Source organism: Blastomonas sp. AAP25, assembly GCF_001295965.1.
In the GTDB taxonomy this organism is placed as follows: domain Bacteria; phylum Pseudomonadota; class Alphaproteobacteria; order Sphingomonadales; family Sphingomonadaceae; genus Blastomonas; species Blastomonas fulva.
Window position 1 is genome coordinate 1 of the sequence record NZ_LJHP01000039.1, and the last position, 24459, is coordinate 24459.

At 66.8% G+C, this 24459-nt stretch carries 30 protein-coding genes; 2 read left to right on the forward strand and 28 right to left on the reverse strand.

The features are described from left to right. The 24 genes from IP68_RS18440 to IP68_RS18550 all read right to left on the reverse strand — a co-directional run. The coding region (locus IP68_RS18440) for an outer membrane protein (RefSeq protein WP_156318276.1) at nucleotides 1-713 on the reverse strand (713 nt) is incomplete at its 3' end. 223 nt (nucleotides 714-936) lie between these two features. Then, nucleotides 937-1380, reverse strand: a complete 444-nt coding sequence (locus tag IP68_RS18445) for a DUF2793 domain-containing protein (RefSeq protein WP_054136494.1) — start codon at nucleotides 1378-1380, stop codon at nucleotides 937-939. A 35-nt stretch (nucleotides 1381-1415) separates the two neighbouring features. Then, a complete protein-coding gene (locus IP68_RS18450) occupies nucleotides 1416-3614 on the reverse strand; it encodes a phage tail protein (RefSeq protein ID WP_054136495.1) in 2199 nt (732 codons plus the stop codon). 3 nt (nucleotides 3615-3617) lie between these two features. Beyond that, the gene (locus tag IP68_RS18455; RefSeq protein ID WP_054136496.1) at nucleotides 3618-4049 is read right to left on the reverse strand and encodes a hypothetical protein; all 432 of its coding nucleotides are present in this window, start codon (nucleotides 4047-4049) and stop codon (nucleotides 3618-3620) included. A gap of 2 nt (nucleotides 4050-4051) precedes the next feature. After that, the gene (locus IP68_RS18460; RefSeq protein WP_054136497.1) at nucleotides 4052-4873 is read right to left on the reverse strand and encodes a DUF2163 domain-containing protein; all 822 of its coding nucleotides are present in this window, start codon (nucleotides 4871-4873) and stop codon (nucleotides 4052-4054) included. Further along, nucleotides 4870-7203 carry a DUF2460 domain-containing protein gene (locus tag IP68_RS18465; protein WP_054136498.1) on the reverse strand — a complete coding sequence of 778 codons (2334 nt, stop codon included), beginning with the start codon at nucleotides 7201-7203 and terminating at the stop codon, nucleotides 4870-4872. The genes IP68_RS18460 and IP68_RS18465 overlap by 4 nt, the downstream gene beginning before the upstream one ends. Nucleotides 7204-7207: 4 nt before the next feature. Then, complete coding sequence (locus IP68_RS18470) at nucleotides 7208-7771, reverse strand: hypothetical protein (protein ID WP_054136499.1); 564 nt, start codon at nucleotides 7769-7771, stop codon at nucleotides 7208-7210. Continuing rightward, entirely contained in the window at nucleotides 7764-7982 is a 219-nt protein-coding gene (locus IP68_RS18475) for a phage tail assembly chaperone (RefSeq protein WP_054136500.1), read from the reverse strand. Before IP68_RS18475 ends, IP68_RS18470 begins: the two co-directional genes overlap by 8 nt. Beyond that, complete coding sequence (locus tag IP68_RS18480; RefSeq protein WP_054136501.1) at nucleotides 7979-8299, reverse strand: gene transfer agent family protein; 321 nt, start codon at nucleotides 8297-8299, stop codon at nucleotides 7979-7981. Before IP68_RS18480 ends, IP68_RS18475 begins: the two co-directional genes overlap by 4 nt. After that, the gene (locus IP68_RS18485; protein ID WP_054136502.1) at nucleotides 8296-8703 is read right to left on the reverse strand and encodes a phage tail tube protein; all 408 of its coding nucleotides are present in this window, start codon (nucleotides 8701-8703) and stop codon (nucleotides 8296-8298) included. The genes IP68_RS18480 and IP68_RS18485 overlap by 4 nt, the downstream gene beginning before the upstream one ends. 16 nt (nucleotides 8704-8719) lie before the next feature. After that, nucleotides 8720-9112 (reverse strand): DUF3168 domain-containing protein, encoded by a 393-nt coding sequence (locus tag IP68_RS18490; RefSeq protein ID WP_054136503.1) that lies wholly within the window; start codon nucleotides 9110-9112, stop codon nucleotides 8720-8722. After that, the gene (locus IP68_RS18495; RefSeq protein WP_156318278.1) at nucleotides 9109-9333 is read right to left on the reverse strand and encodes a hypothetical protein; all 225 of its coding nucleotides are present in this window, start codon (nucleotides 9331-9333) and stop codon (nucleotides 9109-9111) included. The genes IP68_RS18490 and IP68_RS18495 overlap by 4 nt, the downstream gene beginning before the upstream one ends. Beyond that, nucleotides 9330-9872, reverse strand: coding sequence for a phage head-tail connector protein (locus tag IP68_RS18500; RefSeq protein WP_054136504.1), 543 nt, complete (start codon nucleotides 9870-9872; stop codon nucleotides 9330-9332). The genes IP68_RS18495 and IP68_RS18500 overlap by 4 nt, the downstream gene beginning before the upstream one ends. Further along, complete coding sequence (locus IP68_RS18505; RefSeq protein ID WP_054136505.1) at nucleotides 9872-10153, reverse strand: hypothetical protein; 282 nt, start codon at nucleotides 10151-10153, stop codon at nucleotides 9872-9874. Before IP68_RS18505 ends, IP68_RS18500 begins: the two co-directional genes overlap by 1 nt. Nucleotides 10154-10202: 49 nt before the next feature. Next, a complete protein-coding gene (locus IP68_RS20365) occupies nucleotides 10203-10361 on the reverse strand; it encodes a hypothetical protein (protein ID WP_156318280.1) in 159 nt (52 codons plus the stop codon). After that, nucleotides 10348-11520 carry a hypothetical protein gene (locus tag IP68_RS18510; protein ID WP_054136506.1) on the reverse strand — a complete coding sequence of 391 codons (1173 nt, stop codon included), beginning with the start codon at nucleotides 11518-11520 and terminating at the stop codon, nucleotides 10348-10350. The genes IP68_RS20365 and IP68_RS18510 overlap by 14 nt, the downstream gene beginning before the upstream one ends. A 137-nt stretch (nucleotides 11521-11657) precedes the next feature. Next, the gene (locus IP68_RS18515; RefSeq protein ID WP_197275861.1) at nucleotides 11658-12863 is read right to left on the reverse strand and encodes a phage major capsid protein; all 1206 of its coding nucleotides are present in this window, start codon (nucleotides 12861-12863) and stop codon (nucleotides 11658-11660) included. 105 nt (nucleotides 12864-12968) lie between these two features. Further along, nucleotides 12969-13355 (reverse strand): HK97 family phage prohead protease, encoded by a 387-nt coding sequence (locus IP68_RS18520; RefSeq protein WP_054136507.1) that lies wholly within the window; start codon nucleotides 13353-13355, stop codon nucleotides 12969-12971. Further along, entirely contained in the window at nucleotides 13352-13663 is a 312-nt protein-coding gene (locus tag IP68_RS18525; protein ID WP_335617672.1) for a DUF6127 family protein, read from the reverse strand. Before IP68_RS18525 ends, IP68_RS18520 begins: the two co-directional genes overlap by 4 nt. After that, nucleotides 13660-14796: a phage portal protein gene (locus IP68_RS18530; RefSeq protein ID WP_054136509.1), complete on the reverse strand. Its 1137-nt coding sequence runs from the start codon at nucleotides 14794-14796 to the stop codon at nucleotides 13660-13662. The genes IP68_RS18525 and IP68_RS18530 overlap by 4 nt, the downstream gene beginning before the upstream one ends. A gap of 1 nt (nucleotide 14797) precedes the next feature. Further along, nucleotides 14798-16126 (reverse strand): DNA-packaging protein, encoded by a 1329-nt coding sequence (locus IP68_RS18535; protein ID WP_054136510.1) that lies wholly within the window; start codon nucleotides 16124-16126, stop codon nucleotides 14798-14800. After that, nucleotides 16123-16611, reverse strand: a complete 489-nt coding sequence (locus IP68_RS18540) for a hypothetical protein (protein ID WP_197275862.1) — start codon at nucleotides 16609-16611, stop codon at nucleotides 16123-16125. The genes IP68_RS18535 and IP68_RS18540 overlap by 4 nt, the downstream gene beginning before the upstream one ends. A gap of 153 nt (nucleotides 16612-16764) precedes the next feature. After that, nucleotides 16765-17298, reverse strand: a complete 534-nt coding sequence (locus IP68_RS18545; RefSeq protein ID WP_082382491.1) for an MmcB family DNA repair protein — start codon at nucleotides 17296-17298, stop codon at nucleotides 16765-16767. Between the two features lie 56 nt (nucleotides 17299-17354). Beyond that, nucleotides 17355-17741, reverse strand: coding sequence for a hypothetical protein (locus tag IP68_RS18550; RefSeq protein WP_054136512.1), 387 nt, complete (start codon nucleotides 17739-17741; stop codon nucleotides 17355-17357). Nucleotides 17742-18053: 312 nt separating this feature from the next. On the opposite strand from IP68_RS18550, the gene IP68_RS18555 reads away from it, so the two are divergent. Then, the gene (locus tag IP68_RS18555; RefSeq protein ID WP_054136513.1) at nucleotides 18054-18893 is read left to right on the forward strand and encodes a TorF family putative porin; all 840 of its coding nucleotides are present in this window, start codon (nucleotides 18054-18056) and stop codon (nucleotides 18891-18893) included. Between the two features lie 114 nt (nucleotides 18894-19007). Next, nucleotides 19008-19748: a 7-carboxy-7-deazaguanine synthase QueE gene (locus IP68_RS18560; protein WP_054136514.1), complete on the forward strand. Its 741-nt coding sequence runs from the start codon at nucleotides 19008-19010 to the stop codon at nucleotides 19746-19748. On the opposite strand, the gene IP68_RS18565 is transcribed toward IP68_RS18560, so the two are convergent. The 4 genes from IP68_RS18565 to IP68_RS18580 all read right to left on the reverse strand — a co-directional run bounded on the left by IP68_RS18565 (nucleotide 19749) and on the right by IP68_RS18580 (nucleotide 24441). Beyond that, the gene (locus IP68_RS18565; RefSeq protein WP_082382492.1) at nucleotides 19749-21455 is read right to left on the reverse strand and encodes an ATP-binding protein; all 1707 of its coding nucleotides are present in this window, start codon (nucleotides 21453-21455) and stop codon (nucleotides 19749-19751) included. A gap of 105 nt (nucleotides 21456-21560) precedes the next feature. Beyond that, the gene (locus tag IP68_RS18570; RefSeq protein WP_054136515.1) at nucleotides 21561-22322 is read right to left on the reverse strand and encodes a TIGR02186 family protein; all 762 of its coding nucleotides are present in this window, start codon (nucleotides 22320-22322) and stop codon (nucleotides 21561-21563) included. Beyond that, a complete protein-coding gene (locus IP68_RS18575) occupies nucleotides 22319-23236 on the reverse strand; it encodes a sulfite exporter TauE/SafE family protein (RefSeq protein ID WP_054136516.1) in 918 nt (305 codons plus the stop codon). The genes IP68_RS18570 and IP68_RS18575 overlap by 4 nt, the downstream gene beginning before the upstream one ends. A 74-nt stretch (nucleotides 23237-23310) precedes the next feature. Beyond that, nucleotides 23311-24441, reverse strand: coding sequence for a hypothetical protein (locus IP68_RS18580; protein ID WP_054136517.1), 1131 nt, complete (start codon nucleotides 24439-24441; stop codon nucleotides 23311-23313). Nucleotides 24442-24459 lie beyond the last annotated feature (18 nt).

The following is a 24459-nucleotide window of genomic DNA, read 5'->3' on the forward strand; positions in this document are numbered from 1 at the left end:
GGCGGCGGGGGAGGCGGCGGCGGAGCCGCTTCTTCACCACCGAAGTTGTAGATGATGCTGCCCAGGATCGAGTGGCTGCGGAAGCGACCGTCGAAATCACGTCCACCGGCGTCGATCAGGCTGACCGAGTCGCTGTTGAAGAAGCGATACTTCAGACCCACGTCCCAGCTATCGCTGAGCGGAGCGCGAACGCCTGCCAGGATCTGCCACGCAAAGCCGGTGTCAGAATCGTTCAGGAATGCAGCGCGGCCGGGGTTGGTGGCAGCTGCAGTGATGTCCGTACGGGCAACACCGACACCGCCGCCGACAAAGCCCTGAAGGCCATCATCGGGACCGAAGTCGACCAGGCCGTTCAGCATGAACGCGAGCACGTTGGCCGAGCCAACTGCGTTCGAACGACCAACCAGAGCGGGAAGGGGCGCACCACGTGCGATGGCCACAGTGCTCTGGACATCGGTCACATCGGCTTCGCGATAGCTGACTTCAGCTTCGAGACGGAACGGGCCGAAATCGTAGCCGACAATGCCGCCGACATCATAGCCGGTGTCGGTGTCGAGGGTGACACCGTTGTTGACCGCACCGACGTCGAACTGGATGTCCTCGACGAGCATGGCGCCGCCTTCGACGCCAACATACCACTGGCCATCACGGGCAAGCGCCGGTGTGGTCAGGGCGGTAGATGCCAACGCCAGTCCTATGACTAACTTTCGCATAGATATTCCCCTTATAATTAGGATTTGAAACGACAACTCGGCAACGTTACTAACGCCAACCCGGTTGCCACGCAAGCGCGGTTTTAATGATAGTGTTGCCGAAATGTCGCCATTTCAGGGGGTGCCGGACAAAAAATGGCGCTCGCCAGAGGGTCGATGCAGGATCGGGGCAGACGCGACTGGCGATATGCGAATCATAAGCGCAGAATGCCCATGAGATCAATCATGTAGCGGCAACAAGGCCAAATTCGCGCAACGCTGCCAGGAGCGCGGTGAGCACAGTGCGCGCTTCTGCATCCACCACCGCCCCGCCCGCAGGGTCCGCGATCGCCTCGGCACCGAGCCATTCACTGCCATCGAAGCGGCGCATCCCGCCGTCGGCACGGTCGTAAATCCGCATGCTCTCAAGCGGCGGCGCAAATCGCCAGCCGCCTGCCGTGGAGATGGCGATATGCGATTCCCGGTCCGCCCAAATGCCGGACGGAGACGGCCCGACAACCCACGCCCTACCCTGTTCGGCAGCGACAGTACCCGGGTCGGAGGCGACGCCCTCGATACATCCGCCAAGCAGAGCATCGATCACCACCAGCGCCTCGTTGTGCGTCAGTTCCTTTTGCGCCTGCGCGGCGAACAGCATGGGCAGGTCAAAATTCGGCGTACGCGACATGATCAAAGCTCCTGAGACATCGGCCAGAGCCGGGTTTACAACGGCAGATCGACCAGCAACGGCGGCGAAAGGCCCAACACACCCTGCTGGACGACGGCGGCGAGAAGCGACACGCTCGCCGCTGCGCGCAGGCCAGCGACGGTTGCAGAATCGAACACAATGGCGGGTTCGGGGACGGTGAACTCAGCGATCACGCTGCCATCGGCGGATATGGCCACGCGATAAGCCTCGCTGTCCTCGCCAAGCGGCACGTCGATGCCATCGCGCCAGACAAAACCGCTGCGGCTGCGTCTGACCCAGCTGACCAGCAGCCCCCCTGCCCCGTCGTCGAGCCAGCTGCCATGCACCGGTGCCAGCGGCCGCGCCGCGCGGCCATGGCTTGCAAGTTCGGCGAGCACGGGTTCGTGATCGTCACGGCCTTGCGCGGCGGCGCGAAACCCGGGTTCCACTCCGATCTGCGCAGGATCGACCAGCCCCAGCGCCTCGGTGATCAGCACGAAAGCTTCGTCGGCCGCATGCCCGTCGATCGCGTCTTCGGTTCCGCCACGACCGCGCCACAGCCCGGACAGGTGGAACATGCCGTCCCCCAAGGGATCGGCACGCGCGAACTGGATCGCCTCGGATCCGATCATCGCCAGATTTGCGCCGCGCGACAGCGCCGCATCATCGGCGTTGACCAGCGCGAACGGACCATCGCGCACGAGCTGCACGGTCAGGCTGTTGAGGTCATCGCGCAGCAGCGGGGACCCCGGGCCCAGCGCCTCGATGCTGCGGCCCATGGTCGCACCAACCCTCAGCACATCCAGCAGATCGCCCAGGTCACCATCGGCCTCGCGCCGATAGACCGTCGCACCGCGCCACCCCGCAAGCGGTCCTGCGACCGCCAGCGCAATGTGCGAATGCGCCATCGGCCGGTCCATCGGCGAAGGCAGATCGAACAGCGCGAACCGGGTTGGACCGATACCGCCGTCTGGCGTGTTGACGCTGCGCCCGGGGTCTGCGCCCAAGGGCAATGCAGCACCCCCAGGCCTTTGGCTGGCGAGCGCCAGATCGATGCCATCGGCGCTCCACCGCCAGTGCAACACGCGCCACAGGCCGGGCATGCCTTCGATCGAAACACACTTGCCCGGCAGCGTCGCAAGATCCAGCGTCGCAATGCGAAGGTCGATCCTTTCCAGCCCGTCGCGTTCGGCCCGGGCGAGTGCCTCGGCCCGCTGCTGCGCGGCAGCTGCGGTCAGCACCATCGGCAGGTCGATCTGGCGCATCCGGCCGCTGGTGCTGGTGCCGTGACGGCGCAGCCCAGGCTGATAATCGCGTTCGGGTTCATAATAGCGCAGCACCACCGCATCGGTGCGCGGCACCGTCCGCTGCGCGCGATAGGGGAACGGATCGTCGCTGTCGGGCGATAGCGGGAGCAAGGCCGAGGCCGCGATCGTGCGGTCCGATGCCATCTGGCCCTGCCGCCAATCGGCATGCAAAGCACCGGAACTGTCGTGCAGCACCAGCGGGAAGCCGTTAGCGATGGCCTGCAGCACCTCGCGGCGCGTGGCGGCGGTGAGCGCCAGCCCAGTGACGGCGGGCATAACGATCGATCCGTCGGTGCCGATGTCGATCCCCGACAGGACCGCACCGATATCGACCTCGCCCGCATCACCGATCACCTCGAAGGTCAGCGATGGGATCCGGTTGCCGAACTCCTCGAGCGCCATGTCCTCGAACACCGCATAGGCAAGCCCGCGATAGGCCGGACAGGCGCCCACGCCTTCGGCCGCAGCGATCAACGGATCGAGCAGCTGGTCGCCAAACCCATGGTGCAGACGAAAGCCGGTGTCGCTGGTGAACACGCCATCGGCGCCGCGCAGCAGGTTGCCCTCCGCCCAGATGCGTCCGATGCCGGATATCGGCCTGCTCGACAGCGCGACGGCGAACGACACCGAATAGCTGTAGCGCGTCGTCCCCGGCCTGCCCTTGCCGCCGCCCTCGCGGATGCGGCTTTCGGTGAGGTCGGTCGCCCAGATCACCGTTCCGGCGACCCGCGCGCGGCCATGCACCTGCGCGAACGGGCTGCCATATTGCGAGCTTTGCACCGCAAGATCGGTCAGCCTCGGCCCTTCGCGGTCCTTGGGTTTGAACAGCACGGTCTGGTCGATGGCCCGGCCGATCAGCGCGCCCAGCGCGCCGCCGATCGGGCCACCGACCAGCGTTCCGACAGTGCTCAGTACCAGGGTGGCCATGAACTAGCTTTCCCTACTCAACTGCCACCGCCGCACCACCGGCCAGGGCGAAGGCCTGGGGTGGGCGACGACCCTGCGCACGGTGGCATGGGCATGGACCAGCACGGGTCCGGCATCGATCATGACGTGAAATTGCTGCGGTCCTGCTGCGCACAAAAGAACATCGCCCGGGACGTCCTTCCCCCGCAGCGGAACCGCTGTAAGACCGCACTGCGCGGCCCATCGATCGAACCTGTGCAGGCACCCGCCGCGCAGCCTGTAATCAAGGGGCGGCGACACTTGGGTGCCGATCCCGGCCAGCGCGGCGACCGCAACGCCGACGCAATCGAGGCCAGTCGCAGGGTCGCGCCCGTGCATGCGAAACGGCACGCCGACAAGGCCAAGCGCCGCCGCGGCCAGCCTGTCGCCCTGGGTCCCGTCGACGATGTCTGTCATGCTCAGAAGGTCGCGAACCGGGTGAGCAGATCATTGCCCGGCAAATGCGGTTCGCCGCGAAAGTTGATCGCGTTGCCGAAGCGCGCGGCGCAGGTGGCAAGCGACTTGTCGCAGCCCTGGATCAGCAGCGCGCGATCCCCGGGTTGCGGCGCGTGCCCCAGCCTTCCGTCGATCTGCAGGCCGGAACCCGAAAGTCCGATGATCTGCGCGTCCAGCCCGCAATTGCGCCCGCTGATCCAGCGCAGCCGGCCCAGCACCAGCGCGGCAGCGGCATCCGGACCGACCCCCGCAAACACCAGCCCCGCATCGTCCGCAGTCTCCACCATCGCCACCTGTTCGAATGCGGCGCGGCCTAGGCCGCAGCCCGGCCCACAGAATTCCGCGCGGCACGATGGCGAGGCAACGGGCGCGAAGGGCTGGTCGAGACCGGCCTTGAGGCCGCGCAGTTCGGCGGAGAACCGGCTGCCCTCGCTCGACACCGCGCCCAGATGTCCGTGCCAGAACCACCCCGCCCCTTCGTCCGGCTGTTCCCAGTCGATCAGTCCGATACGCACTGCAGCATGGTCCCACCGCCCCGCCGACAGATTATCGCTGCGGATCAGATCGTGGCTGAGCGCGCCGCCGATATCCATGTCGAGCGGGTCGAGGCCATCGTCCATCTCGATCGCGGAGGGCAGCATCCCGGGTGCCGCGTGATAGCGGACATGGCCTGCGACGATATCGCGGTCATGCGCCGCAAAGCCGAGCGCAATCCCGTCGCGCCGCTCGACCCGCCACAGCATCGCGATGGTATCGAGCTCCCGGTCGAACCAGCGCGTCCTCATGTTGCCTCGCGGATCTCGACCAGCGGCACCGATACCGCCTCGCCTGCGGCATAGGTCGCGGCGCTGACCGTCAGCTCATCCGAAGCAAAACGCACGGGGACATCGAACTTAAAGCCTGCGCGCACCTCGACACCGGGCCCGGGTGCATCGGCAAAACGGACGATCCCGCCAGGTTGCAGCGTCCAGCCGCTGGCTGGCGTCCCGTCGAGCGACACCGCGACGGTTTCCGCGACAGGCCGGGTGATGCGGCGCTGCTGGCCATCGGGCGGCTCGCCATAATGCTTGATCAGCGCAAATTCTGACCGCACACCATCGCCTTCGCCCAGCAGCTGGTCGCTGTGATGCGGGGCATTATTGTCCTGTGCGGAACTGTGATCGAGCGGGTCTTGCAGGCGAAATCCCCGCGCAGGGCCCCGCCGCGCGCGGAAGAAGCGGACAAGATCGGCACAATCGGCCTCGGACCGCACCCCGGGACCGACATCGAAGCTGAGGCTCGCATCCGCCCATTGGCTGTTGCGGGTTTCATGCCCGCTGACCGATCGGAAGATCTGGGTCGAAAAGCGGCTGGTGCTCTGCGCCTCGCGCCCCAGCGCGAGCGGAAAGCTCACATCGTCAAACGCCTGCATCGCGCCGTCTCCTTCTGCATTCAGGGCGAAATAGGTGAACCCGTCGCGCACCACCTGCGGCAGCGCCCAGAGCAAGGTTTCCGCCACCCCGCGATCCTTGGCCAAGTCCGCCGCGCGCGCGATATCGGCCCAGACCTCGGCCTGTTCGGGCAGCAGCACGAAGCCGCTCATGTAATGCTGCTGCGCAAGCGGATAGCCCAGCCGTTGCTGCATCAGCGCAAGCCCGCTTTGCTGCGCAGCAAAACGTCCCTCGATGACCCAGTCGTAATCCTCCAGCTGCAGCACATCGAACGCCGGCCAGGCCCAGCCCACAGGCACATTGGCGCGCCGCGCATCGGGGGCTGCGGTATCGAGCACGGTCGGCAGATACACCAGCACCAGCGATTCCACCGGCAGCGGCGCCAGCGCCTCGCGCACCGCATCGACCAGCGCCGATGTCGATGCTGCGAGCAGGACGCCCGCCGCGTCGAGCATTGCCGTCTGGGCCGGGCTCATCCACGCCCTGATGCTGGGGATCGACACGCCCGCATCCCCGAACGCCACGGTGGCGGCATCGTCGTACAGGCATATGCGGCCATCGGGCATGATCCACCACCATGGCTCGCCGACCTGAAAGCGCACCGGCAGCCCTTCATTCGCGATGATCCGGGCGAAGGCGACGCCGACCGCCTGGAGATAGGCCATCGCTTCGCCGTTAGCCGGGCTGAGCAGGGTCGACGGCGGCACCCATCCGGTCAGCGCCGGATCGCCATTTTCGGCGCGCTGCTTCCAGGCATCGGGGCAGTGCGCATCGAACAGTTCATACGACAGCGAGACGATCGGGCTCAGCCCCCAGCGCTTTGCCTCCTGCGCCAGGCTCCGGTGCCATCCCGCGCACGGCGCGTTGATCGCGCCACCCTCGCTGGTCACCAGCAGCGCCTCGCCGTCGCGCTCCAGGGCGAAATAATGGCTCATCCCGACATAATGGTTGAGCGACCCGCGATACCCCAGGCCGATGACATTGCGCACCATCCGCGCCGGCGTGAGGTTGAAGCTGTCGTCATAGGCGCTCGCCATCGCAAGGCCATGCGGCGGGACCAGCACATCGCCGATGTCGAGCATGGCGCGCTCGCCATCGCAGACAATGTCGGTCAGTTCGACCCAGCCCGAAACAGGCCGTGCCAAAGCGCCGCTGGTGCCGTCATAACCGGGGGGCACCAGCGAGATGAACATCCGGTCGATGTCCGAAGGGTGCACTGCGTCAGCTTCCGCAGGCAGATCAAAGCCACCCGACAGCGAGGAAAAGGGCAGAGTGACAACGGCATCCTCGGGCGTGCCGACTGCATGGTTCCACAGCCGGACATACCAGCTGCGCGGCGCGCCTGCGGCATCACGGCCCTCGATGGTCAGCGTCGGCCCGTGCACTGCATCGAGCGGCTTGATCCCGGACGAGCGCCAGTGGAACTTGAGCGTGGTGCGCGCATAATCCCGGTCGGTGGCATAGGCCAGCAGCGGGTGATCGAACCGGTCTTCGCTCTCCCAGATCAGCCCGGCCAACGCCTCGCGATCGTAGAACACCGCATCGACCCGCAGCGCGTCCGGCGCGGTGGTGACCACCGATGCCATCATCGGGCGCGGAAAGTTGACCGTCCAGAAGCGCGGATCGAACCGCTGGATATGGCTCGCCATCTGGTCGCCGCGTGCATCGCACAGCCAATAGGCCATCGTCCTACTCCTCGATCAGCGCCCGGCGCACCGCGCGCGCCACCTGGCGGCTGGAGGCCTGCAGTGCGGCAGGCGCCGACTGGCCGCCCGCGTTGATGCTGATCGACACCCGCACATCGCGGGACCCTGCGCCTGCGACACGCGGCTCGACCCGGCCAAAGCCCGAAGGCACGAACAGTTCGGGCCCGCGCTCGCCGACGAGATACGGTCGCCCCGCGCTCACCGGGCCGCCGGTCGCGCGTCCGGGAAGGCCGAGCAGCCCGGTGAGCAGGCCCCCAACCAAAGACGGCGCGCCATCGCCGCCAAGCCCGATCGATGCCAGCCCGCGCGAAATCGCCGCAGCCGCAATCTCTTCCATTACCGCAAGCGCGATTTGTTTCAGGTCCTCGAGACCCAGCGAGCCGCGGCGCAGCGCAGACAGCAGACCGCTTTCCAGCACTTTCCCAGCACGGCCGAAGCCTTCGATCAGCTGGCCATCGATGACCCCGCGCATTGTGGTGCAATCGCGGGCAAAGCCCTGCGTATCGGCGCGCACGGCGACCATCAGTTGCTCGATTTCATCATCCATCGGGTGTCTCCACGGGATCGGGGAACATCGTGCGCAGCGCCGCGATCGCCTGGGTGTCGGGGGGTGCGGACGACGAAGGCGCCGGGCCGTTCAGCGAAGCCGCCAATTCGTCGGGCGTCGCGCGCCAGAACTCCTCCGGACGCCAGCCCAGCGCCCAGGCGCTGACCCCCGCCAGGACACGCGCCGCCTCGGCAAAGCTCGCGGCGCTCACCGGCCCTGCAATATTTGCCGCAGCAGCACACGCAGCACCGGGGTCAAAGCGACCAGCCCGGCCGCAGCCAGTGCGTCGCCAAAAGCCTCGCGCGTCAGCGGACAGCTGGCTTCGGTCCGACAATGCCAGAACAGCGCGGCAATCTCCGCCAGCCCCAGCCGACCGCTCGCCGCGCGCTCGACCAGATCGAACAGCGGCCCTGTTTCCTGCTCGGCCGCTACCAGCGCGGCAAAGCTGGGGCGCAATACGATATCTGCACCGCCCAGTTGCAGCAGCGCCTCGCCGCGCACCGGATTTGCGGTCTGCCCCCCGCTCACAGGCTGGTCACCGCGCCCGAGCTTTCGAGCGCCAGCGTGTAGTTGCGCTCGCCGTTGAAATCGCCGGCATATTCGAGCCGTGCGACCAAAAAGCGCCCACGCATCCGCGCGCCGCTTTCGAAGCTCAGCTCATAATCGTCGAGCGTTCCGGCGAGCGCGTGCGCGCGGATCGCGTTTTCCGCATCAGACCCCAGGAACAGCCCGGCAGCCGAGACCGAGACCGAGCGCACGCCCGCGCCCGAAAGCAGTTCGCGCCAGCCGCCGCTGCCCTTGTGGGTGATCACCACCGGCTCGCCGTTGATCGCCATCTGCGTGGTGCGCAGCCCGGCGACGGTGCGGTAGGCAACCGGGCTGGCGCCATCACCGATCTTGAGCAGGAATGCGCTGCCTTTTTCCGCTGTCATGCGAGAGTTCCTTTCATCACAATTGCAGGAGCCGCGCCCGGTAATCGAGCGTGACGAGCCACAGGGCATCGATCCGCAGCGTGCGGCTGCGCAGCGGCGAGAGGCTGACCATCCGATAGCCGCCACCGGTGGGCGGCATGGCAGCGAGCCGTGCCTCGAGCGCGGCGGTGATCGCCGCTGCAGGGCCGGAATCGTCCGATCCATCGCGGATGGTGAACGCCAGCCGCGCCTCGCGACCGGGCCGGTCCTTGGTGCTCCAGTCGGTCGCCAGCACATCCTCAAGCACCACATAGGGCGCGGCGATCCGCGCAGGGCTCCGATGAAAGACGCCGTTGACCTGCGCCACCAGCGCGGCATCGCCCGCCAGCCAGTCGATCGCGGCGCGGGCAAAATCCTGTTCCAAGCTCATCGCAGCAACCTTCCCAGCCAGCGCAGGGCTGCATCGGTGATCCAGCGCCGACGCAGGCCGCGCGCGCCCAGGCGCACGCGTGTGCCCTCCCGCCAGATGCGGATGTCGGGGAGGATCACGCCGACCTCATCGCACAGCCGCTGCGCCACGGTCTCCGCGCGTCGTGCGCCGATCCGCGTTGCCTGTCGCAGCAGCACGCGGCCGAAACCCTGCGCGCTCACAGCCGCACCACCCGCCAGGGCCGCCACAGCGCGCTGACCGATGCGGGCGGACCTGCATCGCCAGCGCCATCGCGCGCCAGATGCACATGCGCCGCCAGCCGGATGATCCCCTGCCTGAGCGGCTCGGGAAGGTCGCCCCAGTGCGAGGCGATCCCGGCGGAATATTGCACCTCGATGCGGCTTGCCGATCCCGGTCGCAGCACCCGCACCCGGCCAGAGCCATCGGCATCCAGGGCGATTGCATAGGCATCGCTCGCCAGAGCCAGGCTCGATCCGTCAGCAGTGATACCGGTCACCCCGGTGATCGCAACCACCGGCTGAGCGGCCAGCGTTTGCCAGTCGCGCGCCACGGCGAGGGTCTCGCGGTGCGGGCGCTGCAGTACCGACTGGCCGATGAACTGTTCACACAAGGCTGCTGCGCTGCGCAGATGCCCGGTCAGCACCGCATCGTCGGCATCGCGGGTGATGTGCAGATGCGCCTTGACCTCGGCGAGTGCGAGCGGTGCGAGGGCAACGGGTTCGCTGGTGATCATCGCCATCAGCGTTGCTCCACCCGGACGGCGACCGAACGCTCGTCGATCTCGCCATTGGACAGCGTCACGCGGTTGATCAGCGCATAGCTCGCGCCGGCCACCCCGCCGGTCAGCGTTGCACTGGCGCTGCGGCCATCATGCGAGGATGCCGCCACCGCGAGACCGCCGGCGCGCACGGGCGATACCGACCAGCTGCTGGCAACGATCAGGGTGTCACCCAGATAGGCGGCGCCCCAATCGATGCGATAATCGATCCGGCTGTCCGGATCCTTGACGAACAGGCTCATGGCTTCATCCTCTTTCTGGCAGGGCCGATTGGCGCAGGACGGTGCTGACTCACGGGCGGCGCGGGGTCATCGCCCGAAGCCCGCGCGCGGCCATGCCCCGATGGCCGGGGCGGACGGTGTCTGCGAGCGGCCCCAGTGCGGCGGCGGTGCCGCGGCGCGGCCCTCCACCGGCGAGCGCTGCCCCAGCTACCGGATCACCCCGCAGCATCGGGCGTCTCCGAAGGCGCGGTCAGGCCGGTCTCGTGCGCGAGCACCGCCATCAGGAACAGCGCCAGCTGATCGGACCGGATGCCGAAGCGCTCGTGTTCGCCATCGTCGTCGGACCAGCGGTCGTGGCAGCACCAGCCATAGCGCCGCCAGTCGAGGCCATGCGCCGCGAGGATCGCAAAGGCGTTCTGCGCGCGCAGCCCGAAATGCCGCCGCGCGTTCTGCGGACCCTTGGCCTCGACGGCATCCAGCCACTGGAAGAACCCGAGTTCCGCCATCAGTGCGCGCCCGGCGGCGATTTCCTGCGCATCGGGCGCCCCCTGCCAGAGCTTGTCGGCGGCATCCGATGTGTTGATCGTGCCGGTCATCGCATACAGCTGGGAAAACCTGTGCTCCGCCTGGCCCAGCGCCAGCGCGGTATCGAAGGCCGGTCGCACGAAGCTGGGCGTGATCTGCAGCGCATGCATGTGACCAACGCCCCCCAGGCTGACGTTGAACGCGCTGCCCCCCTCGGTCGCCCACAGCCCGACATAGCCCGCGCCATCCTTGAAGATCAGGCCGCCGCCATAGGCCCCGTCGAGCGTCATCGCCGAGGTCGCATTGCCGAAGGGATCATAGCCGTTCCAGCGGATGTGCAGCGCGCCCACCGGGGTCTGGGTGCCGATGCCAAGCCCGCCCGAAGCGGCAAAGCGCGCTGCCTCTGCACCCCCGATGGCGATGCCCAGGCTGTTCGCCGCCGGATGGAACATCCCGGTGTCGCTGTCACCGGCAAAGCCGATCGCGGGCGCTGCGGCGCTGCCATCGGCGAAGGATATCGCGTCATGGTTGTGCCCGCTGCGGTCCTCGCGCGCGGCGAACCAGGCCGACGCCACCGTCAGCGTGACGATCTTGAGCCCCTGGAGAAAATCGACCGGATCATTGCCGGCGGACGAGGCAAGCGTTTCGATCCGGGCCAGCGCTCCGTCCGTCAGCTCGCCCTCGCCCACCTCCCATTGCTGTTCGTGGGTGACGCCGGCGATCGCATAATGAAAGCGGCTGCCAGGCGGCACGCAATCGGCGAAGCGGCGATGGCCGGGCGTCGCGCCATCGAGCGGCAGCGCACCGGTTCCGGTGCCGGTGCTGCTCTCGCGCACCAGATCGGCAAAGAAGAGATCGGGCATGTCAAAGCTGTCCTTGATGGATCACGCGCAGCGCGAAATGTCCGCGCGGGCGGGGAGGACCCGCGCGGGCACCCTTGCCGATGCGCCCGTGCGGGCAACCGGCAATCGGATGGGTAACGGAAAGCCGCTGCAGCCGGTCAGCTGGCGGCGAACTTCATCAGCTTGATCGCCTGCGCATTCATCACCTGGCCGCCGATCCGCCTGGTCGCATAGAAATGCACGAACGGCTTGTTGGTGAACGGATCGCGAAGGATCGTCGTCGCGCTGCGCTCGGCAATCAGATAGCCGGCGCGGAAGTTGCCGAAGGCGATCGACAGGCTGTTCGAAGCGATATCGGGCATGTCCTCGGCCTCGACCACCGGATAGCCGAGCAAAGTCGCGGGCTGGCCCGCCGCCAGCGAAGGCTGCCACAGGAATGCGCCGTCATCGCTCTTCATCTTGCGGATGCGCGCCAGCGTCGAGGAGTTCATCACGAAGCTCGCGCCCTGACGGTAAGCGGGGCGCAGCGCATGCACCAGATCGACCAGCCGGTCCTCAGGCGCGGTGCTGGCGAAATTGCCGTCCGCCCCGGCGGCGACATATTGCAGCACGCCAAAGGCGCGCGCGGCATCGTCCTGCGTCGTCGGCGTGCCATTCAGGAACCCGCGCGGCTGGTTGGTGCCGTTGCCGTTCACGAATGCCGCGCCTTCGGCCCTCGCGAACTCCTCGGCGATCTCGCCCGCCAGCCAGCTTTCGACATCGAACGCGGCATCGTCGAGCATCGCCTGGCTGGCCGCCGGGTTGGCATAAAGCTCCCCAGTGGGCGGCGCGATCTCGGCGAAGGCGGGCGTATCGGTCTCGGGCCGCGCCGCCACCTCGCTGACCCAGCCCGAGGGCGTGCCGCCGGTGGTCACCAGCTTGCGATACCCCGCGGTGCCGGTCTGCACGACAGAGGCAATGGCGCGGATCGGCGAGATATCGGCGAGCGTGCGCGCGATCAGCGCATCGATCTCGCGCGGCACCGCATAGCCGCCATCGGGGCCACTGGTCGCGGTAAAGCTCTTGACCCCGGTCTCCAGGCCGCGGCGAAGATACTGGTCGACGAAGCACTTGGTCTCGGGCGCCATGCCGTCGCCGCCGCCAAGCGAGGGACGTCCGCTCGACCGCGCCAGCCGGTCGATCCGCTCGCGCATCGTTGCGCCTTCGGCCTTCAGCCCATCGACATCGCTGCGCACACCGTCGAGCCCGGTTTCGAGCGCGGCAATGCGCTCGGCCTGGTCTTCGGCATCGAGAATGGCGTCGAACGACGCCTCCAGCGGATCGGCATCAGCCTTCAGTTCGATCGGGTTCGGGGGCATTTCCATAAGCTTTTCCTTCAGTTCACGGATCACACGGGGACCACCCCCGGATTTCAGGCATGAAAAACCCCGCCGGAGCGGGGGAATGATGGTCAAATTCTCTCGCGGCGTTCAGCGCAGCATGTGAACCTTCGCGCCCGGCATCATCGGCAGTGTCACCAGGCTCACCTCGACCAGATCGAGTTCGATCAGCTCGCGCGGTGCGCGGCCCTGCGCGCGGCGGACGCGGTAGCCAAAGCTTAGCCCGGTGACGCTGCCGCTGCGCAGGCCAGCAAGCGCATCGTGCGCATCAGGATCGAGCGCCGCGATGACACGCAGCCCGCGCCGGTCCTCGCTTGCATGGCGGATGCTCCCGATGCGCTGATCGGGCCGGTGTTGCCACAGCAAAGGCAGTTCGCCTGTCCCCAGCGACCCTGCAAAAGCCCCGCGCCGCACGATGTCGCCGCCGCGATCGATCCGGTCGAACAATGCGGCATAGCCTGCAAAGCGCAGCGTCACTGGACGATGTCTCCAACGCCCAGTTGCACCGCGAGCGCTGCCAGCAGGATCGCCATCAGCGCGCGGACGAACTTGTCGAACGTCGCACCCCAGAGCCCCGAGCGCGCATCGCGCCAGGCCTGCAGAAGTTCGCGCAGCTCGCGCATGTCCTGACCGGCACGGGCGTCATCGAGCCCGATCCGCGCCAGCGCGCGCTGCGCTCCCAGATCGCCCGATTCCTCGACGATCGCACGCAGCGACCCAAGGTCCGCGCCTTCCTCCGCCGCCTGCGCGATCAGGGTGGCGAGCATGTCCTCATTGTCCATCATGGTTTTCCGATTCCCAGCATCGCGCGCTTTTCCTCCGGCGAAAGAAAATCTGCCGCGCCGACCTGCAGCCACAACCGCTCGCGGTCCTCGGACAAGGCAGGCACCTTGTCCTGATCGACGCCCAGCGCCGCATCGGGCCACCAATGGCCAAGGCCCTGGGCGATTGCGGCGGTGATCTTGTCCGCGAGCGGCAGCAAAGTCAGCCGCCAGAGCGCACGGTTGGCCTCGCGATAATTGGCATAAGTATTGTCTCCGGGCAGACCGAGCAGCATCGGCGGCACCCCGAAGGCGAGCGCGATCTCGCGCGCGGCGTTCGATTTGAGTGCCACGAAATCCATGTCCGCAGGCGACAGCGCCATGCTCTGCCAGCTCAGCCCGCCTTCGAGCAGCATCGGCCGCCCGGCATTGGCGTGGCCTGCAAAGCTCGCCTCGAGTTCAGCCTTGAGCCGCGCGAACTGGTCGGGCGAGAGCACCCCGCCCGGCTCGTCGGGCCGATACACCAGAGCGCCCGAGGGCCGAGCGGCGTTGTCGAGCAGCGCCTGGTTCCAGCGGCTGGCGGCATTGTGCACTGCCACTGCGCGCGCCGCCGCGCCCAGGCAGCCGAGGCCATAATGGTCATCGGTAGGGTGGAAGCCCTTGATATGGACGATCACCGGCGCACCATCGCCCTCCTGCGCCGCCAGCCGCGTCGCGGTATCGCCGACGCGGTAGACATAGGCCGCCGGCCAGCCGCGCCCATCGGGCTCGATCGTCACCCGGTCGGGGCGCAGCGCATAAAGCTCTGCCGGGCGGCCATCGGCATCGCGCAGGATCTGCACATAGCCGTTGCCGTGAAGCAGCAGATGCGCCGCCAGCGTTTCGAGCAGTCCCTGTCCTGCGCTGGTGGTGGCCACCAGTGCCGCCATCACAGGATCGGACGCGGTGATCGGCGCACCGCCCACCCCTTCAGCCACCAGCCGCACCGCGCGTTGCGCGATCGGGTTGTCGCAATAGGCGCTGCGACCCAGCTCGGCATAAGAGAAAGGCGGATCGGCGAGAGCCAGGCTCCATGGGCTGGTATACGCGCGCGCCATAGGCGGCCGTTCGGTTCTCGCGCCTTTCAGCGCGAGCGCCAGATCCTTCCAATATCCCATGTCAGTTCTCCAGTGAGCGGATGCGCGGGGTGCCGCGCCGTCCCAGCATCAGTTCGGTCAGCGCCCAGACCAGGGCGTCGGCGCGGTCGGGCGAGCGACCCGGCCCCTGATAGTCGCCGCCGGTCATCAGCCCGCACATCTCGTCTTCAAGCTGCGCGAAGGTGCCGCAGTGGATCACGCGGCCGGCCTCATAGAGCGCGGCGATCGGCTCGGCCCGCGCCACCTTGCCCCGGCTGGCATGCACCAGCCGCACCGGCAGCGCGATGTTCGATGCGCGCAGCACCGCGCCCACCATCTCGCCGCCCTGGTTGGCCTCGGCGATGATGCGGTCGGCATTCCATTGTTCCGACGCCCGCGCCACCGCACGTGCCCAGCCTTCGGGCGAAGCGCGTTCGACCGAGCAGTCCGCCAGAACCGCGGCACGCCCGTCCTCGAGCAGCGCGCACACAACAATCCCGCACGCATCGCCCGACGACCCCGCAGGCGGATCTACCCCGACCACCACCCGCTCCAACCCTTGCGCACTCCAGCGCACCCGGCACGCCTCGATCAGGCTGCGGCTCCACAAGGCGCCTTCGATATCGTCGAGCAGTTTGCCGTCGAGTTCCTGCCGCCCCAGCGCGGTCCCACCATAATGGCGTTGCACCGCGTCCAGGAACGCGGGCGGCAGGTTGGCGCGGTTGGCATGGCTGCTGCCCCGGCTGATCACCACCGCCGGATCGGCGAGCAGATGCCGCACCAGAGGCACCGCGCGCGGTGTGGTCGTCGCCGCGATCTGCGGCAGCGCACCGACGCGCAGGCCCAGCTGCAGGTTGTCCCACGCCGCCATCGCGCGGCCCGAGGCGTTGTCCCACTTGGCAATCTCGTCGCACCACGCATGGCTGTGCTCGGGCCCCCGCAGGCTCTCGGGCTCTGCGGCCGAAAACAGCGTCGCCTGCGCCCCGTCCGGCCAGCGCAACCGGCGCAGCGAAGGCTCCCAGTGTGGCCGCATGGCATCAGGCGCGATGGCCAGAAGACCACTTTGCCCCTCGACCATCACGCTGCGCGCCTCGGCCAGGTTCGCCGCGACCAGCGCGATCCGCGCATCGGGATCAGCCTCGGCAATGCTGCGCACCCATTCGGCCCCCGCCCGCGTCTTGCCGAAGCCGCGCCCGGCCATGATCAGCCAGATGCGCCAGACGCCATCCGGCGCGATCTGCGCGGGCCGCGCCCAGAACTGCCAGTGATGCGCCAGGCCTTGCACAGCAGGATCGCTGAGCCCGTCGATATAGCGCCGCGCCGCAGCCGCCGGCATCGCCGCCAGCCGTTCGGCCAGCGAGCGTCCGTTCATGTCTGCGACGCCGCGTCTGGATCATCTGTGCTGCCCGCGCCGGTCGAGGCATCAAGCCGCTGGCGGATCTGCTCGAGCGTGGCGGCGAGCTGATCGCGCGCCGCGCGGGCGGACGCTGCATCGCCGGCGACCTCGCCCCGCCCCTTGTCGGCGCCCGCCTTTTCGAGATTGGCCTTGTACGCCATCAGCAGCTTGAGGCCCTGGGCATCGTCATATTCGGTGGCGCGCCCGATGCTGCCATCGGGACGCTTCACCGGCTTCAACGTGCCGAAGCGCGCGGTCTTGAGCATCCGGAACTCGAGCTCGTCATACCCGGTGGCAATCGCCGACTGCCAGCCCGCGCGAAAGGCGGGGCTGCTCGCGCGCAACCGGTACACCGCCGAGCGCGACACCCCGGCACGCTTCGCCGCCACCGAAACGTTCGACGTCTCAGCCAGATGATCGAGAAACGCCCACAGGCATTCCTCCGACACGGTATCGGACAAACAGGCATCTCCGCGCAGAACAGCGACAAGCATGAAGAAGGGACACCGCAGGAGCCGCCCGTCAGGCCATCTGCCCGACTCGCTCCATCTCGATGTTCAGGTTTTGTGCCATATCAGCGTTACGATGTCAAGCTTTAATAACCTATCTGGTTATCAATAGGGTTCGCCCGGCGCCGCCGGATCGTGCAGCAGGTTGAGCCGTCGCAGCGCAAGGCAGGCCAGCCGCGCAGTCTCGCTCTTGCGGCGTGCGGGCGCCAGCGGGCGGGTTGCAGCGGGGCGAACGATCTCGGCATCGTAGGCATCGGCAATGATCAGCCCGGTCGTGTCCGGCAGAAACGCAGGCGACTGGACCAGGGCGGCATCGAGCGACGGCGGCAGGCCCCAGTAGAAGCGGTCGCAATGGTCGAGATATTCGGGCCATTTGGCATCGCCCAGCAGATCGGCGCGCGACACCTTGATCTCGACGATGACGATGGCGCCGCGCGAATCGAGCCCCATCAGGTCGGCACGGCGCCCATTGGGCAGCGCGATTTCCGGCGCCACCCAGATCTGGTTGCGGCGGAACAACCGGGCGATGCCGCGCGCAACCGCTGCTGCACCCTGAGGCAGGCCGCAGATGTCGGTCGGAACGGGAGGGAGCGGGTCGTCCGCCACGATGGAGGCAGCATGGAAACGGGTGTCGGTCATGCCGCCTTGCTAATACAAAACGGGAACAAAGGAAAGCCGGTCGCGCAGGACCGCGCTCAATGGTGTCCTCTACGGCCGAGGTCGTGGAGAATGTCGCGATACAGACCGGAGGCTTCGGCGTGGAGCAGCAGCGCGGCGGCGCGGTTGAACCGTCCTGTGGTCCGCGCATTCTCGAGCGCGATCAGCCCTGCCTGCAACACCATGCCCAATGTCTCCAGCTGCTCCGCGGCAAACCGCATCCGTTCGGGCGGCAGCGATGCGAGGACAGCCGACAGGTCTGCACTCTGTTCAAGCAGCCCTGCGCGAGCCTGGGGCGCGACCCCGGCAAGCCGGGCGATCACCGCGAGCACCGGCGTCATCGATTCGAACTGGCCCAGCACGACCTGCGCCTGGGCATCGGCGCCATCATCAGCCGCCAGAATCGGGGAGAGCGGAGCAAACATAGCCTAAGGCAATAAGGCGCCCCGGTTAACACCGCTCTAATTCGCAAGGATACTGCGCACACGCGCGATCGCGGTGATAAAGCACAGCTCTGTATAGGTCCGATATGGTCTGTTCAGCGTGACGCGAAAGACACATTCTTTCAACCAATGTCATAATTTTGGCATTTTTCTCTTGTGCAGCGCAGCATGACACGGCAGCATTGCTGTCGCTGATTATGAGCACCCCATCACGGCGCACAGGGACGCCGCAAGAACAGAGGGTCGCCATCGCAGCGCAGGCGGGACGAAACGCATCCAGTTGAAAGGAAAAACATGCGTACGTCCAAATTCCACCGGGGCCTTGCTGGCCTCGCCGTTCTCGTATCGTCGGCTGTTGCCACCCCTGCGTTCGCGCAGGAAGAAGAGGCCTCGCCGCCGGTGACCATCTCCGGCTCTGTCGGCCTTGTCTCTGACTACCGCTTCCGCGGCGTTTCGCAGTCCGATGAGGGCGTCGCGCTTCAGGGCGGCTTCACCGTCAGCCACGAATCGGGCTTCTACGCCGGCACCTGGGGTTCCAACCTTGCCGGTTGGGGTACCTTTGGCGGTCCGAACCTCGAGGTCGACCTGTTCGCAGGCTATGCCACCACGATCGGCTCGGCCGGCATCGATGTAGGCGTGACGTGGTACATGTACCCCGACGGCTTCGACAACACCGACTTCTTCGAAGGCTATGCCAAGCTGAAGGGCACCGCAGGGCCGGTCTCGCTGACCGCCGCTGTCTATTACGCCCCCAAGCAGGAAGCGCTGGGCAACTTCTCGAACACGCCGTTCAGCCGCGGTCAGAAAGAGGACAACCTGTATCTCTCCGGTGATGCGAGCTTCGCCATCCCCGACACTCCGGTCAGCCTGACCGCGCATATCGGCTATTCGGAAGGCAATCCGGGCCTTGGCCCCAACGGCACCAGCGTGACGCCGACCGGCGAATACTGGGACTATTCGGTTGGCGCGTCGGTCAATGTCTACGGACCGCTGACGCTGAGCGTGAGCTATGTCGACACCGACATCGGACGCGCCGAATCGGCCTATCTGCTGCCGAACTTCCAGAAGTTCCGCACCGGCGGCGGCCAGATCGCCGATTCGACGATCGTGTTCGGGGTCACCGCGGCCTTCTGATCGGGGTCTGTTCACTCCTGACTTTGCCATTGGGGGGTGTGGCCGCATCTGTCTGTGACAGGTGCGGCCACTTTTTTTGGCAGGCGGAAGATTTTTCGCTAAGGGCCGGGAGCCATGACCAGCCTGCGCCTTGCCACTGTCCATCCCGGAGAACCCGAGATATTCCATTCGCTGCAGGGCGAAGGGATCTCGCTGGGCAGACCATCGGTGTTTGTGCGGTTGTCGGGGTGCAACCTGGCCTGTCTGTGGTGCGACACGCCCTATACCTGGTATTTCACCGGGCATAACGCCAGGCATCGCGGAGGCGAGACCTTTGTCCGGCGCGAGAACAGCCTGACGCTGGACATTGCCGAGGTGGCCCGGCGCATCGCAGAATTCGGGTGTCGCCACATCGTCTTCACCGGAGGCGAGCCGCTGCTGCAGCAGCCCGCGCTGGCTGCCCTGTGCGCCCTTTTGGGGCCTGACTATCATATCGAGATCGAGAGCAACGGCACGGTCGCGCTGACGGCTGCCTTCGATGCGCATGTCGATCAGCTGAACCTGTCACCCAAGCTCGCGCATTCGGGCAATGCCGCAGACCTCAGGGTGAACGAGACGAGCCTGGCGGGCTATGCCCGCGACCCGCGCGCATGGTTCAAGTTCGTGGTGGCGAGCCCGGAAGATGCCGACGAGATTGCCGCACTGGCCAGCCAATATGCTATCCCGGACGAACGCATCCTGCTGATGCCCGAGGGCACCAGCCCTGCCGTACTGCAGCAGCGCGCGCACTGGCTTGCGCCTTTGTGCCTCGATCGTGGATGGCGGTTCACAGACCGGCTGCACATCCACCTGTATGGCGATACGCGCGGAACCTGATCAGCGCTGGCCGGACTGGTTGCCCTGGTTGCGCCAGCGACTGACCACCCGCGAAACCATTTCCATCTCGCCGCCGCGCTCGCACCACAGGCTGCTGAACAGCGGATCGTCCGATGCCGGACGCCGCGCCTCGGCCAGATCGTCGAACGCCACGCGGATCGGGATCGACACGCCCTCGCCACAGATGATGCACTCGCGGTTGCGCAGCGCGGGAATCGAATCGAGGAACCCGCGCGCGCCTTCGGGCATCGCCGATCGGACATGCGCCTGGTCGCGGTCGTTGTTGAGGCGCATTGCGATGATGGTCCCGCATTGCGACAGCACGCCTTCGGACAGATCGGACGGGCGCTGGGTGATCAGGCCCAGCGAGACGCCGTATTTGCGGCCTTCCTTGGCAATGCGGCTTAGCACGTTGCGCACCGCGCTGTGCTCGAGCACGCGGTCGGACGGGATGTAGCGGTGCGCTTCCTCGCACACCAGCAGCACCGGGGTGATCTTGTCCTTGCGACTCCAGATCGCGAAGTCGAACACCATGCGGCTGAGCACCGCCACGACGGTAGAGGTGATGTCGGACGGCACGCCCGACACGTCGATGATCGAGATCGGCTTGCCCTCGGCTGGCATGCGGAAAATCCGCGCGATAAAGTCGACCATATTGTCGCCCACCAGCATGCCTGAGAACATGAAGGTATAGCGCGGGTCGGCCTTCATCTCCTCGATCTTGCCCTTGATCCGCAGGAACGGCGCGCTCGATGTCGCCTTGTCCAGCTTACCCATCTCGTTCTGGATGTTGGCAACCAGATCAGACAGCATATAGGGGATCGGGGTGTCGACGGTCACCCGCGAGGCGTTGATCGCCGCCTTGCTCTTCATCCGGGCGGACAGAAGGCACTTGGCGAGAATCTCGGCATCGGTCTGCCGGTCCGCGCCCGAAGAGGTGAGGAACACCTCGCAATGCTCCTCGAAGTTCATCAGCCAGTACGGCATCGCCAGATTGCCGACATCGAACAGCGCGCCATTCTCGCTGAAGGCGCTGGCATATTCGCCATGCGGATCGACCATCACGATATGGCCATCGGGCATCATGTCGCAGATCCGGTGGAGAATAAGCGCGGCGGCGGTGGACTTGCCGGTACCGGTCGAGCCCAGAAGCGCGAAATGCTTGCCCAGCAGCGCGTCGACATACAGCGCGCCGCGGGTGTCGGCGGTGGGGTATACCGTGCCGATCTCGATATGCGGACGCGAATCGGCGGCATAGACCTGCTTGAGGTCGGCGCTCGTCATCGCGAACAATGGCGTGCCGGGGACCGGATAGCGCGTCACCCCGCGGCGGAAATTGAAGATCCGGCCGGTGAGCTTTTCCTCTTCGCCCTCGCCCAGAAAGTCGATCTGGCAGACGATCAGCCCGGCCTCGCGCTGATGCATGCGCTGGGTGCGGACATTGGCGACCAGCCAGCGCGACCCCATGCGGATCTTGACCTGGCTGCCCACCTGGCCTGCCATCGACACGCTGGGATCGTTATGGTCGGTCAGCGTGGCCAGACGGCTGGCATCGAGCAGCACCTGCGAGCTCGACCCGGCGATCTCGACGACCTCGCCGATCTTGAGATGCTCTGCGGGGCGCGGTGCCATCCGGGGCATGGCGGGAAGATCAGCAGGAGCGGCTGGCGCGCGGTCCTGGAAATTGCGGGGATTCAGCTCAACCATCGCGCCGTCCGGTGCCTTTCTGAAGCAAGTACAGCTCGCTCCTAGCCCGGTTGGGTAAATTTTCCCTCTATGCCGAAGGGTTTGGCGCTTGCCACGAGGGCCGTCTCAGATCTTGCGGAACACCACGCCGCCGATCCAGCCGAGCAGCAGCGAGACCAGAACCGCACTGACGCCATAAAAGAACGGCTGATATTCGGCCATTGTCGCGACAAACCGCTCGAACCCGAACTTGCGCACCTCGATCTCGCGCACCGCAGCAGCGAGCACCTGACCGTCGCGCACCAGGAAGGTCTCAGCAGTGTACATTCCGGTGGGCACGCTGGCGGGGATCGACAGCCGCGCCTGATACAGCACATCCTCCAGAATCTCGACGCTGCCTTCCTGCTGCTTGTACAGCCCTTCGCGACGGTTGAGATCGACCAGCCCGGACAGGAAGCGCCGCTGCTCCTTGGGGTCGATCGACCCTGCTGGCGAGAGCTGCAGATTGCCGAGGCCGAATTCGTAGATCGCAGCGGTGCGCTTATCGACGATCTTCTCTATCGGGCGCGAAGAGGCGAGCGCGTAATAGGCCGGGGCCGAGCGGAACTCGGTGCTGGCAGCGTTGATCCAGATGCCAGCAATCTGCTGCTTTTCGCGCAGGATGATCGATTGCGGCGGGCCTTTGAGGATCACCACGATATCGCTGTCCCCCGATGGCGGGGTGCCGCCGGGATAGACGATCGCGCCGAACAGCAGCAGCTCTGCACCGGTAAAACCGTATTTGATCTGGATGTCGCGCTGCGACACTTCGGGCACCAGCACCGGCTCGCTCGCTGCAGTCAGCAGCCATGCGCCCAGCAGCGCCGCCAGGAGCCGCGCCAGCCTCATTGCAGCAGCTCGACCGAATAGATTTCCGCCGGGCGAAAGCCGAGGCCAATCCCCAGCCGCAGCGCGACCAGCAGCACCAGCACCGAGAGCAGCAGCCGCAGATATTCGGGTGGCAACTTCTGTGCAAACCGCGCGCCGATCTGCGCGCCGGTCACGCTGCCGATCAGCAGCAGCACCGCCAGCACGATGTCCACCGCCTTGGTGGTCAGGCTGTGCACCATGGTGGATGCAAGCGTGACGAACAGGATCTGGAACAATGAGGTGCCAACCACCACCTGTGCGCCCATGCCCAGCAGGTACAGCATCGCAGGCACCATCACGAAGCCGCCGCCGACGCCCAGCAGGATGGTCAGGATGCCGGTGGCAAAGCCCAGGATCAGCGGTGCAAGCGGAGAGATATAGAGGCCCGAGCGGTAGAACCGCCAGCGCAGCGGCAGATTGGCAACCAGCGGATGGTGCCGCCGCTTCTTGGCCGGCAGCCGCTCGCCGCGCCGCATCGCCAGCACGCTCGCCAGGCTTTCGCGCGCCATCAGCCCGCCGATCGACCCCAGCAGCAGCACATAGACTATGTTGATCACGGTATCGATCTGGCCCAGCTGCTGGAGCACGCGGAACAGCGCGGCACCGGCAAATGTGCCCATGATGCCGCCAACCACCAGCACACCGCCCATCTGATAATCCACCCCCTTGCGGCGGCTATAGGCGATCACCCCCGACACGCTCGATCCGGTGACCTGGGTGGAAGCGGAAGCCGCAGCGACCGTCGGCGGGATGCCGTAGAAGATCAGCAGCGGCGTGGTGAGAAACCCGCCACCCACCCCGAACATCCCCGACAGTATACCGACAAGTCCGCCCAGCCCGATGATGACGAGCGCGTTGACCGACAGATTCGCAATGGGAAGATAGACGTCCATGATATGCGCGCGACGCTAGACGCTTTACGCTGTCAGCAGAAGGGGGCACGCGACCTTGCTGGTGCGTTCCGCCGCTAAAAACCGGTGGACAGGGTAAGCGCCGCGCCCGACGCGGGCTGGGCATTGCCATCGATCCGCTGGCGCCAGTCCAGCGCGAACGTCATCTGGCTGTCCCCCACCGGCAAGGCGACCGAAGCGCGCGGGCCCAGATCGACGCGGTGGACCCAGCGTTTGTCGCCCGAGGCATCCAGTTCCTGCTGCCCGCCCGCCCACAGCCCGCCGCCCAGCGACAGGCTGTGCCGGTCCTGCACCGCCACCTGTCGCGCCGCGAGCAACTGCAGGTCGAAAAAGCCCTGACGGTCCTGCAACCCGACCACGCCCGCCTGCGCAAAGGCATCCAGCCGGATGCTGCTGTGCTCGAGCGCGGCGCCGCCGCCCGCCACCAGCATCGCGGCAAACCTGTCGCGCTGGCCCTGACCAAGCCCGAAGCGCCGCTCCAGCGCCAGATCGACCGGGACCGCTCCCCAGGGCCGCGTCATCACGCCAAGCGCCAGGCTGCGGTCGTCGCCGCTTTCCAGCGCGGTCGCCGCGCGCGCATAGAACACCGGTGCCAAGGGACCCTGGCCCGGCGCATAGCGCACGATCAACCCCGCCTGGCTGCCGCCATACTGCGCGCCCGGCGCCAGCGTCCGATCGCTCCCGCCCTGCCGCAGCAGCGACCAGCCATAGACCGACCAGCGTTTCTCGCGCGACAGGCCGACAGGGCTCGCCCCTGTTCCAGCGGGCGGCTGAACGGCGCGCTCGGGCTCGATCAGCAAGGGTGCGTCGATCAACGGCGAACGCAGCCGGCCGGAGGGCCCGGTAGAGGCGGTCAGGCTTTCCACCCACGCCAGGTGATGGGCCATCGCGACATCGAAATCGAGGCTTGCAGCAGCATCGCTGCCGCGAGGCTGCGGGGGTCCGAGCGCCCCCTGCCCCGCCATCGTTCGGGGAGCAGGACCAGGCAGGCCGATCATGGCCAGCGCGCCCGCCAGCACCGGCTGCGCATGTGTCTGCTGCACAGCGGCAGGTTGCCGCGAGTTCGCGAATTCGAGCGCAGACGACGCTGCGCGCTGCGCGGGGTTTTCCGGCAGATGATGGATTACCCGCGCCGCGCACCACAACAGCACGACGGTGCCCAGAAACAGCAGCGGCTGGCCGCGCATCGCGCGTCGCGGCCGATG